This window comes from Cognaticolwellia beringensis (genome assembly GCF_002076895.1).
In the GTDB taxonomy this organism is placed as follows: Bacteria; Pseudomonadota; Gammaproteobacteria; order Enterobacterales; family Alteromonadaceae; genus Cognaticolwellia; species Cognaticolwellia beringensis.
In genome coordinates this window covers 3,467,086-3,483,112 of record NZ_CP020465.1, presented here as the reverse complement: position 1 = coordinate 3,483,112, position 16,027 = coordinate 3,467,086, and the positions used below count along the sequence as shown (strand labels likewise).

15 protein-coding genes are annotated in these 16,027 nt (G+C 38.0%); 7 read left to right on the top strand and 8 right to left on the bottom strand.

Annotated elements, in window-relative coordinates:
- Positions 1–109: 109 nt before the first annotated feature.
- Together B5D82_RS14685 and B5D82_RS14680 are read left to right on the top strand one after the other, a co-directional pair.
- On the top strand, positions 110–1,732 hold the full coding sequence (locus B5D82_RS14685) for a GMC family oxidoreductase (protein WP_081152562.1): 1,623 nt from the start codon (positions 110–112) through the stop codon (positions 1,730–1,732).
- A 114-nt stretch (positions 1,733–1,846) separates the two neighbouring features.
- Positions 1,847–2,362 carry a TlpA family protein disulfide reductase gene (locus B5D82_RS14680; RefSeq protein ID WP_245807483.1) on the top strand — a complete coding sequence of 172 codons (516 nt, stop codon included), beginning with the start codon at positions 1,847–1,849 and terminating at the stop codon, positions 2,360–2,362.
- 91 nt (positions 2,363–2,453) lie between these two features.
- Here B5D82_RS14680 and B5D82_RS14675 read toward each other — a convergent pair whose 3' ends face one another.
- A complete protein-coding gene (locus B5D82_RS14675) occupies positions 2,454–3,608 on the bottom strand; it encodes a tetratricopeptide repeat protein (RefSeq protein ID WP_081152560.1) in 1,155 nt (384 codons plus the stop codon).
- Between the two features lie 320 nt (positions 3,609–3,928).
- On the opposite strand from B5D82_RS14675, the gene B5D82_RS14670 reads away from it, so the two are divergent.
- Entirely contained in the window at positions 3,929–6,076 is a 2,148-nt protein-coding gene (locus B5D82_RS14670) for a M3 family metallopeptidase (protein ID WP_081152559.1), read from the top strand.
- Positions 6,077–6,148: 72 nt separating this feature from the next.
- Here the strand turns inward: B5D82_RS14670 and B5D82_RS14665 are convergent, their stop codons facing one another.
- From B5D82_RS14665 to B5D82_RS14640, 6 genes are all read right to left on the bottom strand, one after another.
- Positions 6,149–6,586: a DUF3010 family protein gene (locus B5D82_RS14665; protein ID WP_081152557.1), complete on the bottom strand. Its 438-nt coding sequence runs from the start codon at positions 6,584–6,586 to the stop codon at positions 6,149–6,151.
- 100 nt (positions 6,587–6,686) lie between these two features.
- Positions 6,687–7,457, bottom strand: a complete 771-nt coding sequence (locus B5D82_RS14660; protein WP_081152556.1) for a tRNA-uridine aminocarboxypropyltransferase — start codon at positions 7,455–7,457, stop codon at positions 6,687–6,689.
- Between the two features lie 138 nt (positions 7,458–7,595).
- Entirely contained in the window at positions 7,596–8,399 is an 804-nt protein-coding gene (locus B5D82_RS14655; protein ID WP_081152554.1) for a DUF2884 family protein, read from the bottom strand.
- A 225-nt stretch (positions 8,400–8,624) separates the two neighbouring features.
- Positions 8,625–9,779, bottom strand: coding sequence for a cell division protein ZapE (gene zapE, locus B5D82_RS14650; protein WP_081152553.1), 1,155 nt, complete (start codon positions 9,777–9,779; stop codon positions 8,625–8,627).
- Positions 9,780–9,876: 97 nt separating this feature from the next.
- Entirely contained in the window at positions 9,877–10,086 is a 210-nt protein-coding gene (locus B5D82_RS14645; RefSeq protein WP_077287100.1) for a cold-shock protein, read from the bottom strand.
- 278 nt (positions 10,087–10,364) lie between these two features.
- Positions 10,365–10,883, bottom strand: coding sequence for an RNA methyltransferase (locus tag B5D82_RS14640; protein ID WP_081152551.1), 519 nt, complete (start codon positions 10,881–10,883; stop codon positions 10,365–10,367).
- A gap of 190 nt (positions 10,884–11,073) precedes the next feature.
- On the opposite strand from B5D82_RS14640, the gene B5D82_RS14635 reads away from it, so the two are divergent.
- The 3 genes from B5D82_RS14635 to B5D82_RS14625 all read left to right on the top strand — a co-directional run bounded on the left by B5D82_RS14635 (position 11,074) and on the right by B5D82_RS14625 (position 13,579).
- Positions 11,074–11,694, top strand: coding sequence for a hypothetical protein (locus B5D82_RS14635; protein ID WP_081152550.1), 621 nt, complete (start codon positions 11,074–11,076; stop codon positions 11,692–11,694).
- Positions 11,695–11,881: 187 nt separating this feature from the next.
- Entirely contained in the window at positions 11,882–12,547 is a 666-nt protein-coding gene (gene lepB, locus B5D82_RS14630) for a signal peptidase I (protein ID WP_081152548.1), read from the top strand.
- Between the two features lie 243 nt (positions 12,548–12,790).
- Entirely contained in the window at positions 12,791–13,579 is a 789-nt protein-coding gene (locus B5D82_RS14625; protein ID WP_081152547.1) for a peptidylprolyl isomerase, read from the top strand.
- A 147-nt stretch (positions 13,580–13,726) separates the two neighbouring features.
- Here B5D82_RS14625 and B5D82_RS14620 read toward each other — a convergent pair whose 3' ends face one another.
- Positions 13,727–14,977 carry a D-amino acid dehydrogenase gene (locus tag B5D82_RS14620; protein ID WP_081152545.1) on the bottom strand — a complete coding sequence of 417 codons (1,251 nt, stop codon included), beginning with the start codon at positions 14,975–14,977 and terminating at the stop codon, positions 13,727–13,729.
- A 120-nt stretch (positions 14,978–15,097) separates the two neighbouring features.
- On the opposite strand from B5D82_RS14620, the gene B5D82_RS14615 reads away from it, so the two are divergent.
- Positions 15,098–16,003: a LysR substrate-binding domain-containing protein gene (locus B5D82_RS14615; protein WP_081152544.1), complete on the top strand. Its 906-nt coding sequence runs from the start codon at positions 15,098–15,100 to the stop codon at positions 16,001–16,003.
- The last annotated feature ends 24 nt before the right edge of the window (positions 16,004–16,027 follow it).

Below are 16,027 nucleotides of genomic sequence, written 5' to 3'. Positions count from 1 at the left end.
TTTTTGTCCTACAAGTCAGTTGAATACTTGAATAAATAATTATTTTGCACCATAGTGGTCCGACGTGTTAGTGATGACAATAAATTAACGTAAACTTTTATGGTGCTATGTGAAAACATTTGATTTTGTAATAATTGGCGGTGGCTCCGCTGGATGTGTGTTAGCTGATAAATTATCAGCTAGTGGTGAGCATAGCGTTTGCCTTTTAGAAGCCGGTAAAGCCGATAAAAACTGGTTAATTCACCTACCTATTGGCATTATAGCCCTATTGCAAAGTCGCACTTTAAATTGGCAATTTAACTCTCATCAGGAAGACACGTTAAATAAGCGAGAAATATTTACTCCTCGCGGCAAAACGCTCGGTGGTAGCAGTTCGATAAACGCCATGCTTTATGTCCGAGGTCAGAAACAAGATTACGACCACTGGCATAGTTTAGGTAACCCAGGCTGGAGCTTTGATGAAGTGTTACCCTACTTTAAAGCCCTTGAACATCAAGAGCGTGGTGCAGACGATTTTCATGGTGTCGACGGTGCCCTTAATGTTGCCGACTCGGTATCAAAGCCAGCGATTAACCAAGACTTCATAGAAGCTGCAATTACAGCAGGCTTCCCCGAAAACAATGATTTTAATGGCGCGTCACAGGAAGGTATTGGCTACTATCAGGTCACTCAAAAAAACGGTTTAAGACACAGTGCAGCGAAAGCCTTTTTAACGCCTAATTTACACCGCAGTAATTTAACGGTTATTACCCAAACCCAAGTCGAAAAAGTGGTGATTGAAAACGGCATTGCCACGGGTGTTATATTTAAACACCGCGGTAAGATTGAGCAATTAACAGCGAGGCGCGAAGTCATCGTCAGTGCTGGTGCGATCAATTCTCCACAAATATTGATGCTTTCTGGCATCGGGCCTAAAACAGAATTAGCAAAACATGATATTGAGCTTGTACAGGCGCTAGAAGGTGTGGGTAAAAACTTGCAAGATCATGTTGATGTGCTCACTGTCGCACAACATAAAAGAACGGAATTATTAGCCTATCGCCCGAAAGCCATTTGGTGGGGCACAAAAGAAGCATTAAAATTCATCACCAAACGTGCGGGCTTGTTAACCACAGTTATTGCAGAAACGGGTGGTTTTATCAAATCAGAGCCAACATTGTCAGAACCTGATTTACAATTGCACTTTGTACCCGCGGCTATGGATGACCACGGCAGAAATCATAAATTACTTTGTACCTATGGCATATCACTCCATGTTTGTTTGCTTAGGCCCCAAAGTCGTGGCACGGTGACGCTTAATAGCAATAAAATATCTCAACATCCGCGTATTCAACTGAATATGTTAGACCATCAAGATGATATTGATACCATGATTAAAGGCGTAAAAATTGCTAAAAAGATCTTATCATCACCGCCATTATCATCTACGCATATAAAATATATCTTCCCTGATGAACATTGCAGTACAGATCAAGAAATTCACCAATTTTTAAAAGAAAAGTGTAATACCATCTATCACCCTGTTGGCACCTGTAAAATGGGTCAAGATGAATTATCGGTTGTCGACGAGCAATTAAAGGTTCGAGGAATTAAGCAATTGCGTGTTGTAGATGCCTCAATAATGCCAACGCTAATTAGTGGTAACACTAACGCACCAACGATGATGATTGCAGCTAAAGCAGCCGATTTGATTTTAGCCGAGCACAATTTATCTTTGGCTAACGCGAATTAGCATAACTAATGTAATTAAATTAACTAAAGTAAAATAACTAAACTTTTTTGAAACGATAATCCACTTTACTAGGTCAATTGAGATACGACATCATTTATTTCATGGGTAACCCAATTGATTTATTTACAAACCTTTAGCAAAAAGCTCATCCCGGTCACATTACTTGCATTAACTATTTTTTCAATTAATGTTAATGCAGAAGAAATTAAATCAGTTGCCCCGCAAGCACCCGAGTGGGAACTTAAAACCCAATCTGGAGACGTTATATCTTCAGCTCAATTAGACGGGAAAGCGACAATTTTACATTTTTGGGCGACTTGGTGCCCTTATTGTAAAGTACTACAACCTAAACTTGTTGAGCTTGAGAGAAAATATCAACACCAAGGTGTGAAACTTGTTGCCATTAGTTTTAATGAAGATGACGGCGCTCTACCGCAAGATGAGCTAGCCGCACGAGGCTATAGCTTCCCTACTGCAGTTAACGGCGATGAAGTCGCCATGCTTTATGGAGTAAAGGGTACTCCTACCACTTATTTCATCAATAAGCACAAGCAAGTAATATTCAAATATACTAGTTCTGATACTTCAGACCCTCGCCTTGAACTAGCGGTTAAAGAGTTAGTTAAATAACAAGGTCAAACCGTAAAGTTAATCCCTATAATGAATTATAAATATGGGAAATAACACATCATTTGAAGAACTTGAGATAGTTGAGTAAAAATTAACTAGCAGCGCTTAATTGATATAATTGTTTTTTATACTGACGCTTTTTCTTTGGCTCATGTAACCAAGGAAGTGCTTTTTCCAAAATTGAAATTGCTTGTTGTTTATCATTTTGCAAAAGATAAACCTCATGCAATTCAAAATAAGCTTGCTTAACATAGGGGGCTAGCTTAATCACCTTACGATAAAAGCGTACAGCATCATCATATTCACTTTTATATCTCGCTAATTGGGCTTTTTCAAGCCAGTGATACGGATTAGGATCATAAATATTCTCAATACGAGATTTAATCTCTTGTGCTTCTGTTAGCTTACCTTGTTTAATCAATAAGTTAACATAATTATCTAAAACGCTGATATTAACATCACTACTTGCCATTGCCGCTAAATACAAACGTTCTGCACTTTCTTCATCGCCTTTTTTCTTATGCAGTAAAGCCAATAAGTTAATCGATGAAACATTGTTTTCATCTAATAAATAAGCATGTTTTGCATAAGAAAACGCACTTTCGAAGTCTTTGCTAAGATAAAATTCAGCCGCTCTATTGACATAATACATTGCCAAAAATTTATTAGAATTTACCTTTTTTGAGCGAATATTATCGTCTTGAGGAAAGTAATCGATAACTATCGCGGGACGGTTAAGGTAAATGTAATCATCTTCAGCGACAAAACTAGGATCATACAACAAAGACTGCACATGACTTGACGACAGAATAACGTTACCGTGCTTTTCATAAATAGGTAACGAGTGCATTTTTTGGTAGTCCATATCAACTCCAACGAGTCGAGAAAACGCTGTGGTTAATACCGCTAAACTCATACAATTACCGCTATTTTTAGTCATTGCTTCACTCGCTGTATGAGTTTTCCCGTAATAAGTAAAGTTAGATAAGTGACTGACTAAAAAGTGTTGAACGCCTTCATGTGGCAAATAACCTTTCGCTATTCGTTGCTGATAAAAATTTAAAAATTCTTGTTGCTGTTGCTCAGTTAGTGCAAATAGATCCGCTTCAGACACTACCGGTATATCTGCTGGAAATAAACTCGTATTCAAGTCAACTCTTGTGTTCTGCTCTTCTTCACGCTCAACACTCGTGCAACCTAAACACGCTAAAAGTAGATAAATCGGCATATATTTTATATATTTCATTTTCAAATCCTTATGTAATAAATTCCATTGACGCCAGAATATACGAAAGAAATCGTATATAACTTTATAAACTATCAAACACCTTGTCGAGTGTTTTTTAATCATGCACATGTACACCATAGTTAAATGATATTTAATCGCTACATATTTCTCACTATTAGTAGGCTTTTAACGTCGATAACGAACCACTCATCGAATTTTTTAATCATGCGCTTGTACCTATGTCGAGTGCAACATAGAATCAGTAACAGCTTCATCGTGATATATCACTTTGAATAAATCTTATCAGCCCTCTGGGTAGAAACTAAGCAGGTCATTTAATGAAAATTCGCTATCTCGCACCATTGGCAATTGCCATTGCATTAGCCGGTTGTCAGCAAAATATTGCAGCAACTGATGTCGCAAAAGTAGAGCAAGTAGAAAGCACCGCAAACAATCCATTTTTTTCTGAGTACGATACGCCTCATGGCATACCCCCATTTAATAAAATTAAAAAGAGTGACTATTTACCCGCTTTTTATCACGGCATTGCACAAAAAAAGCTTGAAATAGAAGCAATTACACGAGTTAGATCACGCCCTACTTTTGAAAACACTCTTGTGGCGATGGAAAAGTCTGGTGATTTTTTAAATAAAGTTAGCACAACTTTCTACGGTTTAATTGGCTCCATGTCAGATGAAGAAATGCGTGCCATAGCAAAAGAAATTTCACCTAAACTTTCTGCTTTAGGTGATGATATAGCGCTGAACAATGCTTTATTTATGCGCGTTAAAGAAGTTTATGATAATCAAGAAGTGTTTGATTTACGCACAGATCAAAAGCGGCTATTAGAAAAAACCTATAAAGGTTTTGTTCGTGGTGGTGCTAACTTAAATGATGCTGACAAGTTAACATTACGAGAGTTAAATGAAAAACTTAGCGGCTTAAGTTTAAAGTTTGGTGAAAACCTGCTCGCAGAAACTAACGGCTTTGAAATGGTGATTGACAATAAAGCTGACCTTGATGGCTTACCTGCAGACATCATTGCTGCGGCAAGCGAAACGGCAACGGCTCGCGGTCACGAAGGCAAATGGGTATTCACTACTCATCGTCCGAGTAAAAATCCATTTTTAACTTATTCAACCAATCGTAAACTACGTGAGACTATTTATAAAGGTTACACTCAACGTGGTAATAATGATAACGCTAATAACAACCAGGCAATCGCTAGCGAAATGGCAAGCCTTCGTTTTCAAAAGGCGCAGTTGCTAGGGTATAAAACTCACGCACATTTTGTGCTTGAAAATGCTACAGCAAAAACCCCTGAAAATGTTTTTGAATTATTAAATAAAGTTTGGCCTGCTGCATTAGAACGTGCAAAAGAAGAGACGGCAGATATTCAAAAAATGATCGATGTTCAAGGTGGCGACTTCAAAGTAGCCGCATGGGATTGGTGGTATTACTCTGAAAAAATTCGTAAACAACGCTTTGATATCGATGCCTCAGAAACGAAACCTTATTTCTCCTTAGAGTCGACAATAAAAGGGGTTTTCTTTACGGCTGAAAAACTTTGGGGTGTTACCTTTAAAGAGCGTGACGACTTACCAAAATATCACCCGGAAGTACGGACATTTGAAGTGTATGATCGAGATGGTAGTTATATTGGTATCTACATGACAGACCACTACGTACGTGAAAGCAAACGTGGTGGTGCTTGGATGAGCAGCTTCCGTAAGCAATATCGTATGAATGGTGAAGATGTCACTCCGATTATTTACAACGTATTGAACTACCCTCGCCCTATTGGCGATAAACCAACGCTATTAACCTTTGATCAAGCATCAACCTTATTCCATGAATTTGGTCATGCTATTCAAGGCTTATTATCTGATGGCTATTACCGTTCTCAAACCGGTACATCATTACCAAGAGATTATGTTGAATATCCTTCACAAGTAATGGAAAACTGGATGACAGAGCCGGAAGTTTTAGCCAATTTTGCTAAACACTATCAAACCGGTGAAGTTATTCCACAGGCCCTTGTTGAAAAAATTCAAGCTTCAGGAAAATTCAATCAAGGTTTTGGTACTACAGAATATTTAGCTGCAGCACTGCTTGATATGAGCTGGCATTCATTAGAAACAGCTGAGCTGCAAGATGCTAATGCTTTTGAAAAAAATGTCTTGAAAGAAATAGGTTTGATAGCGCAAATAGCACCAAGATATAAAACAGGCTATTACTCACATATCTTTTCTGGTGGTTATTCTGCGGGGTATTACGGCTATATATGGTCAAATATCTATGACGCTGACACCTGGTTAGCTTTTAAAGAGAATGGCATATTCGATCAAAAAACCGCTGACTTATACCGTAAGCATGTATTAGAAAGTGGTGGTACAGACGACCCTACAATTATGTACCGTCGCTTTAGAGGCCAAGACCCTAAAGTAGAACCTTTACTTGAGCGTCGAGGCTTATCGAGTAAGTAAATTTTATACATCATAAATACAAAAGGGTCGCTAAATAGCGACCCTTTTTAAATCTATCAATACAGTGCAATATTATTGTAAATACATACTACCTTCAAAAAAAGCAAACACCGTTTCGAATGCACTTTCCTGATATTGCTTTAAACCGGTATCACGAAAATCAATATCGACTTGGCTGCGTGTTAGCGCTTTTTTGATAAAAGTACCCGATAATATTTCCACGGGTAAATCTTTAATCAATTGAATAGCGGCTTCTAATTTAAAGCCAACCGGACCGCCCGAAAACTTTCCTTTTAAAGCGCGTCCTCTGATCACTACTTTTTCAACTTTGTAATCTTCCATCAGTTTGGCAAAAGCAAACTGAAAACCTTGAACTTGTTCTGCATCGCCAGCATCAACAAGACTAATTTTTTGTACGCGCGTATTTGGTATGTCGTACAACCCATTTTCCCGCGACATGATACAAATAATTGCATCGTTACCTTTTAATTCAACACCACATATCTTCATAAATTAACCTCGTTACTATAATGTGCATTATTATAAAATAGTTTTGCTTTAGCTGCAGTGTTTTCATGCATTTAAAGTTAAGCTTTTAGAATTAACTGCTTTAGTTAGTTATATCTTTTGCCAAAGTAATGCCATTAAGTTTGGCAAACTCTGTGTAATCTGCCACAGCATTTGGATTAGCTTTATTTATTTGGCAAACGCCGCGCTGATATTGATAACTAAAAACATCAAACCAAAGATCGAGTAAATCCGCATTAGTTTGCTCTCCCGCTAAAGACAAAACCTGTGCAGCAACTTCAGCTGTCGCTAATTCAGTATTATTAGCCGCTAAACGAATTTGATAACGTGAGCTAAGCTCGGTCGAGTCTTGAGGTGTTTTTGGGGTAAATGACACCACAGGCAAGTTTTGTAAATAAGGACTGCGGCGAAACATTTTTTTAGCTTCTCGCCAACTCCCATCTAGCATAATAAATAACGGACGTTTCCCTGAAGTAACCGTAATTTTGTTATCGAAAATTTCGCGTTCATCACCCGCATAAGCTTTTGGAAAAACCACCATAGGTTGCCACATAGGATCGTTTAACAAGGTGATAATATCAGGGTTTACTTGGGTTCTAGACCAAAGAAAGGCAAAACTGTCGGGGATCAAATCTGCAATTAACTTACCGGTATTACTCGGTTTTAATACTTCAGTATCGTACATTAACATCAAAAATCCGGCTTGCGAGCTAACCTTAGGTGCCAAGGCGCAAATACAAAAAGGTTTTGCTAAACGGCACAACTCACAACGAATCACTCGTTGGCCTCTCGATTTGTAGGTAGTGGTACTTAGGCTTTTACGATATTGGTGAAGTTGCTGTACAGCGTGCATAAAGAGTATGTCAGGACTATTGAGGGCGCTACTTTAACGTGCAGCTGTTGCATTGGCAATAAAAAAGCGCAACCGAAATTAGGCTACGCTTTATCTGTTATCTACCCGCAAGCTATTAACCTAAGGGATCACAATAATTTAAATCTTATTATGGCTTGATTTTGAGCTAGCCGTGATAAAATTATAATTTGAAATTTCATCGATACTGTCTTTTAATTGCTCTTCCATTTCATCAATCACCATTATTGACTGACACAAAGCTTCACCGCGCTTTTCTATTCCTTCACTACGAGTTTCCATTTCATTGCCAATAAGTTCGCCAAAATCATCCATTTTTGTTTCAAATGCATCCATATCGCCACCTGAAAATAGCATTTCTTGGCCAACCGCAATCATTAAAGTCCCTAAAGAATTTTTAATGGTACTTTCTACTGCAGACTCAATTCGTTGCTCAAAATCGTCACCAAAGAAATCTTTACCCGAAAAACCATCTTCATCAATATAGAAACTATTTTGTTTGTTAAACTCAGCGTCAACTTCACCACGTATAGTCGTTAATTGTGTGGTGAGATCAGCACTAACGTTATTCCCTTCACCTAACAACTCGTTAAAGGCTAAGTTAACGCCATCAATGGCTAAATCAATTGCATCTAAGGCGATACTTTTTACTTCGGGTACAACATCACGTATATGGCTTGAATAATCACGTATTAATGACTTCTGATGGGATGTTAAAGTAACTTCTTCGCCTTTGATTATCAAAGTATCATTGTTGGTTATGGTATAAAGTGGCGATTTATTTTTAGAAAAAATGATTTCTTTAGCATTGATATTAATGCCGCCATTTAAGTCAACATTACATGACTCACTAGAAAAAGAGTTATCGTGTGCATAACTCGCTGAACTTGCGATAATTAGTGCTGTAGCAATCAATGTTTTCATCTTAATCTTCCTTTATAAATTTAGCGTTTCTAGAGCGATTTTAATATCAACAAACCACCTGTTAACGTTATTATTTACAAGTCTAATGCCAAAATTATAACTCCCTTTATATCAATAGTTTAGAATAAATATTTTATTTATAAAAAACTAATAAGGCCATAATTTAGTCAGTAAATTAAATTTATGGTTAATTTAACAATGGATGCGTTAAGGAAATAAATACGGCTACAGGTAATTTAATCGCTGCATTTCAAACAATCGTGATCGGCAACGGGCAAACTCAAAGTTAAGTTGTGTGCCTTGATAAAGCTCAGCAATATCAACCTCAGCGGCAATAATTAAGCGAATACCTCTATCGTAAAATTCATCGACAAGTGCAATAAAGCGTCGAGCCTCATCATCTAGCCCTCTTAATTGCCCCATCACCACACCACTTCTTTGGTAACCATCTTCAACACCGGAGAATACCGCAGGAATTAATTTACCACTAAATTGCGGCACGTTACTTATCAGCACTGTGGCATAATTATCTGCTAACTTAATATAATCCCTTTGGCTTCTTGGGCTTGAACAAAGTGTCATAAAATCAAACCAAATAGTTTTATCACTGCAAGCTAAGAAATTAACGACCCTACCATGAATAATAATGCTGTCGTTATAGCAAACATTGTCAGTAATTAGCTCAGTAAAGTGATGTAATAAGAAGTTACTTTTTACTTCACAGCCAATATAAAAGTCTCGATATTTAAGATCTGGGATATCAGTCATTAATAATCGATGATCATGCGGCCCGTCAATAGAGATAATTTGGCAATACTGGTGAATAACATCAATGGTGGGCAAAAACCTTGCGCGTTGTAAGCCATTTTTATAGAGCTGATCGGGTGGACAATTTGACGTAGCTATCAAGGTTATACCGTTTGAAAGCATAGCACGGAGTAAGCCAGCTAATAACATGGCATCGCCAATATCATTAACAAAGAATTCATCAAAACATAGTACATCAACTTCCGTAGACCACGTTTTTGCAATCAAGATTAGGGGATTATCTTTACCACTACAGTCTTTCAGCATTTGATGCACACTTTCCATAAAGTGGTGAAAGTGAATACGTCTCTTACGGGGTATGTTGAGCTGTTGATAAAATAAATCCATCAGCATGGTTTTCCCACGGCCTACTCTGCCATGAAAATAGATCCCTTGAATGGGCTTATTCTTGGAAAATAGATTTTTTATCGTGGAAACTAAAGATGTTTGATCTTGTGCGAGTATTAATTTTTGCGACAGTTCATCTAACGCATGGGCGGCTTTGTATTGCTCAGCATCTTGTTTAAGTGTGTTCTGCGCAACAAGTTGTATATATTGATTAATTACTGACATTGTATTTATTTACAGGCACAAAAAAGGGCAGACTAAGTCTCCCCTTTTTTTAACACATTTAATATTTAAGCTAGCGTAGCCAGCTAAGAAATATTAATTAAAGTGCTACGATGTTCTCAGCTTGAGGACCTTTTTGACCTTGAGTAACAGTAAACTGTACTTTTTGGCCTTCAGCAAGAGTTTTGAAACCGTCGCCAGAGATTGCAGAGAAATGTGCGAAAACGTCTGGACCAGACTCTTGCTCGATGAAACCGAAGCCTTTAGACTCGTTAAACCATTTTACTGTACCAGTAGTTGTATTAGACATTGTATTATCCTATTTATTCGTAATTGATGCCTCAAAAGTAAGGCGGTGTTGCAGAGAGTGTTGCTATTACTTATTAAACAGGACGAGCTACTTACTAATATAACTTCGAAACTTTGTACATAAATATAGGTCTTACTTTCTAGCTGGGACGTATTGTATCTACTTTCTAACAATAGTCAACCCATTTAATTTAAAAGTCTCCTTTATATTAAATAAAAACACTTCTGCGACAAAGTTAAGTCCGCTAATTTCGTTAATCCGCGGGCTTGTTCATAGACTTAACCAGCTTTCACGCTGACCGTATTATTAGTATCTCGGCTGCGTTTAATTAAATCGTCGCCCACTATAGCGTGCTTTGATTTAGCTAATCGGTCGTAAAGCAAAACATTAACGCTGGCGGCTAAATTCATGCAGCCTATGGTTGGCACATAAACTACGGCATCAGCACGGTTGATAACCTCTTGTGCTATGGTGCCATCTTCTGGGCCAAAAATATAAAGCGCATTATCTGGATGTTCAAACTCAGGTAAAGGTATTGCGCCCTCAACTAAATCTACACAAACTATACGTTGCTCTGGCGCTAAATTACTGATTAATGACTCAACCGCATTTAAGGGAATTTTACGTGATGCATCTTTAGTATCTGTATGAAACTTTGCAGCTCTGGCATATCTAGCACCGGTATATCGCACTTCATTCGCTTGATAACAACCAGCGGCTCGCATAACCGCACCGACATTTGTTGGGCTTTTAGGATCAGTTAGCCCTATGACGACATGTTCAGTTTTTAAATTCATTTTTATAGCACTCAAAAGTTTTACACCGCAATTGCGGGCAATTTTGCGCTGCCAGCGAAAAGACTACAAGAAAATTTTTACGGTATTAGTGCTTAAATTGCTATCACAAAATTTTTCGACACCCTATTAGGAAGTTATCTGATAGCATCACACCTTAAGGTTTTAAACTCAGTCAACTTAGGTGTATTTAATGAAAGCGAAAACAAACATTTTAACGTTAATACTTTCCAGCAGTATTTTTTATTTTGCAAATGTTGCAACCGCGGCGAGTGAAGCGCCTTTAGTGTCTATCGACACACATAATAGTTTCTTTAACAGCATAAAAGCTCATTGTGATAAAGCCTTCCAAGGCCAGGTCACTATAGACAATGCTAGCGGTGATGGCTTTGCTAACAAAGATCTCATCATGCATATTAGAAAGTGTTCTGATGAAAAGCTCGAAATTCCTTTCCATGTTGGTGACGATGCCTCAAGAACTTGGATTATCACTAAAACAGGTTCAGGTTTATCTTTAAAGCATGATCACCGCCACCGCGATGGCAGTCATGATGAAAGCACTATGTATGGTGGTCATACTATTGACGCTGGCTGGGCGCAAGTTCAGTCTTTTCCTGCTGATGAATATTCAAAACAATTGTTTGTTAATACCGGTATTCCACAGTCAGCCGGTAATACATGGCAAATGTTTATCTACCCTGAAAAGTTTACCTATAGGTTAATTCGTCAAGGTCGTGAATTTCGTGTTGATTTTGACTTATCAGCGCCGGTAACACCACCTGTCGCATCTTGGGGTTATAGTGACGAACAGTAGGTAGATAGTGCAAATATACCCATTAAAAATCATGCTGCAGGCGAAAAAACAAAGCTCCACTGACATAATTAATTACATTTGATATCGCTGATAAGCTGCTAGAAAATGAACTTCAAAATGCAATTTCAGTCCAAAGATGAGTCGTTATTTCATCTATAGATTTTAGCTATTACATCAGAGGAATATCATGAAAAAAAGTCTGTCGCGCCTGTTAAAAGAAAACAAATCTTTATTGTTATTTGTTAGTTTAATGCTAGTTTTTCGCAGTGCCGTTGCGGACTGGAATGATGTTCCAACCGGCTCAATGAAACCAACCATTGTCGAAGGTGACCGCATTTTAATTAATAAAATGGCTTATGACTTAAGGTTACCATTTAGCCAATACTCACTGGTAAAAATTGCTGATCCGTTAAGAAATGATATTGTCATTTTTGAATCAGAAGCCGCAGAAAAACGTCTGGTAAAACGCGTTATAGGCGTTCCGGGCGATACGGTATCACTGCATAAGAATAAATTATTGATAAATAACAAGCCCGCTAACTACAAGCTTATTTCCGAACACGATAATTTTATATTGAGTGAAGAACATATCACTGGTCAGAGTCACTTAATTCGCACTCAGTTGAAACCAGGGGATTCTAGAAACTATCAGCTAGAAAGTTTTCAACCAACAACAATACCCAAGGGCTTTTATCTGGTTATGGGGGATAATCGCGACAACAGTGCTGACTCTCGTGTCATAGGTCTAGTGCCACGTACTGAAATTATTGGTCGGTCAACCATGGTGGCTTTTTCATTAAATTATGATAATTATTTAATACCGCGCAGTGAACGCTTTTTAAAATCAATGTAAGGTCAATGTAAGGTCAATTTCACATAGTCATTTTTGATAAGAATCCGGCGCTGAACTAATAAACTTAAAGGTTAGTTACGGGCACACAATATAACGGCGTAAATATCAAATTTGCGCCGTTACTTATATCGATGAAAGATTATCTACAGATGCAAAGTTAAGCCATGCTTTAACTTGTTGTTTTCTTAAAAGCCCATTATGATTCTTGCACTATTAACATGTTCAGCAATAAGTAATAACTTTATGACGTTCTCTACATTTTCAAAAATATCTATGACAGCACTGATGATTGCTAGTGCTTCTACATCTGCCACTATTGTGGAATTTACTACTTCTCAGGGTAACTTTAAAGTTAACTTACATGACGAAACCACACCTATCACCGTTAATAACTTCTTAACATATGTTATGAATAAGGATTACGATAATACTATTATTCACCGCAGCATTGATAATTTTGTTGTTCAAGGTGGTGGAGCTAGATTTGAAGGTGTTCTACCACCCACTTGGATTGAAACCCGTTTATCAATTAAAAACGAACCAGTCTACTCAAATGTTTTAGGTACTATAGCAATGGCGAAAACCGAGGCTGTCGATAGTGCCACTAGTCAATGGTTTATAAATATTAATGATAATACTAGATTAGACCAAGAAAATTACGGCTATACGGTGTTTGGTGAGGTTATTGAAAATGGCATGACAACGATTGATACCATTGCTCTCGTACCAAGGTGCAATACAGACCCAGGAGTTCAGAACGGTTTTAATGATTTACCGATGCCTAATTATAGTATGAGTGATTGTGCAAACAAGTTGGTTCCTGGAGTAGATAATTTTATAACAATTGTCTCTGTGGATATTATTGATGCAACCGTTGATACCGCAAGTAGTCTAGCCGCAGTTAAAAACTCATCGCTATCGACTACCAATCCAGATCCAGAGCCAGAGAAATCTAGTAGCGGAGGTGGTTCTATCGCTTGGCTTGCCTTGCTATTTACCGGCTTAATCGCATTAAGAAGACGCTTTAAATAATCGCACTAAAAATTAATAAGCATAAGATGTAGCTGTAACTTTCAATGGTAACTTTCAATCGTAAGTTACAGCATTTTTACAGCTTTGCTCATTATTACGGACTTGAATATTGTCATATTGATTTTGTCTTGCCCCCCCTAAATCTAGCTAATAGCGAAACGAATTCAAACCACTAGGGTCAATATCGGTTTGCTGACCAGAGACGATATCAGCAAGTAATTTCCCTGATCCACATGCCATTGTCCAACCTAATGTGCCATGCCCGGTATTGGTATATAAATTACTAATTTTAGTTTTACCTATAATTGGTGTACCGTCTGGCGTCATTGGTCGTAATCCGGTCCAAAACTCGGCTTTAGTCATATCTCCAGCTTGCGGAAATAAATCCTCAACTACCATGGCAATAGTCGCTTTTCTTTTCTCGGCTATGTCTAAATTGAACCCTGTTAGCTCTGCCGTGCCTGCTACTCTAATGCGATCATCAAAACGAGTTAATGCCACTTTATAGCTTTCATCCATGACGGTTGATACAGGTGAAAGGTCCGCATCGATAATAGGCACGGTAAGTGAATAACCTTTAACTGGATATACCGGTAAATTGATGCCAAGTGGGTGTAATAAATTCGCCGAATAACTTCCCAATGCGACAACATATGCGTCAGCCTTAAGTTGACCTATAGAGGTATCAACGCTGGTTATTTTATCATTTTCTGTTAATATTCTATTTACCTGAACGTTAAATTTAAATTCCACGCCTGCTTTTATTGCTAGCTCAGTCAGTTGCTGACAAAATTGATAACAGTCTCCTGTTTCGTCATCAGGCAGATGTAAACCCGCAACTATTTTATCTTTAACTAAAGCTAATCCTGGCTCTTTTTGAATGCAATCTGCGACGTCCAGTAGTTGAAAGCGCGTACCGTAGTCGGTTAATAATTTCATATCTTTTTGCACTGCATCAACTTGCGACTGTTGACGAAAAACTTGCAGTGTTCCTTGCTGACGATCTTGATATTTTATAGCATGTTCTTTACGTAAATCTAATAAGCATTGGCGACTATAATTTGCGATGCGTAGCATTCTGCCCTTATTAGTTTGATAACTTTTATCATTGCAGTTTTTTAACATTGCCATTGCCCACAGGTATAGTGCTGGTGAAGTACCGGGTTTTACAACCAGTGGAGAATGTTTTTGAGTTAACCATTTAAGCGCTTTTAACGGGATACCTGGCCCGGCCCAAGGAGATGAATAGCCATAGGAAATTTGACCTGCATTCGCAAAACTGGTTTCTTTACCACTGCCCTGTTGTCGATCAAGAACAACAACTTGATGACCTGCTTGGGCTAAGTACCATGCCGATGTTAGTCCAACTACACCAGCACCTAAAACGATAACTTTCATAAATAAAGCTTCAACATGTCTAAAGAGTAAATTTATCAGGATAATGCAAAAATAGACTATATTTAGCAAACGATAGTTATTAAACTCTGCCTTTAGTATTTCTAAAGGCTCGATACATGTATGGCAATAAAAAACAGTCTATTTTCTGGTTTAGTTACTTTTGAGATCGCTGCAAAGCTTGGCAGTTTTACTCAAGCTGCGAGTTATTTACATATCACCACAGGGGCAATCAGCCAACAAATAAACTTATTAGAAAGCCAACTTTCGATTAAGCTATTTGAAAGGCACTCCCGTGGAATTAAGCTAACCTTCGCTGGCCAGCAGATTTATCAAGTAGTAAAAAACAACTTTTATGAAATAGAAAGTATTATTACTAAATTACAACAAGGCCAATCTCAAGACGGTGACATTAAACTAAAGCTTACACCCTCTTTTGCCTATAAATGGTTAGTTCCACGCCTACATAAATTTTATACCCTTTATCCAAATATTAATATTCAAACCTTCGCGGAAGGCGCTTTGGTTGATCATCAAGATGATAACTTTGATCTGGCTATAGATTATGGACAATCACCTTATGCGAATAAAGCCGCTGAATTAATATTGCCTGAAAAACTCATTCCGGTGATGAACCCTGATTATTTTCAACGCTTTGACTGGCAAGATAGTTCATCAAAAAATCAACAAAAAATTTGGCAGTCTGTGAACTTGTTACATGATGCAATGCCATGGCGACATGCTAAGAAAAATGCGGAATGGGCATACTGGTTTACTGAAATGAAAATAAAAGCAGACAGTCATCGAGGTTCTTTTTTTAATCGAACTGATATGGCAATGGCGGCAGCAGAAGCCGGTTTAGGTATCGCCTTAGCTCGGTATGCCTTGGTGGAGGATGACTTTAAGCAAGGCCGTTTGGTAGCACCTTTTAAGCCCATTGAAGCTAATGCAGGTTACTACCTTATACAACATCATTCATCTACTGCAATTCAGTGCTTTAAGTCGTGGATAATGACAGAAGCAAACTAGTGTTGCAGATTAAAATACCGAGTG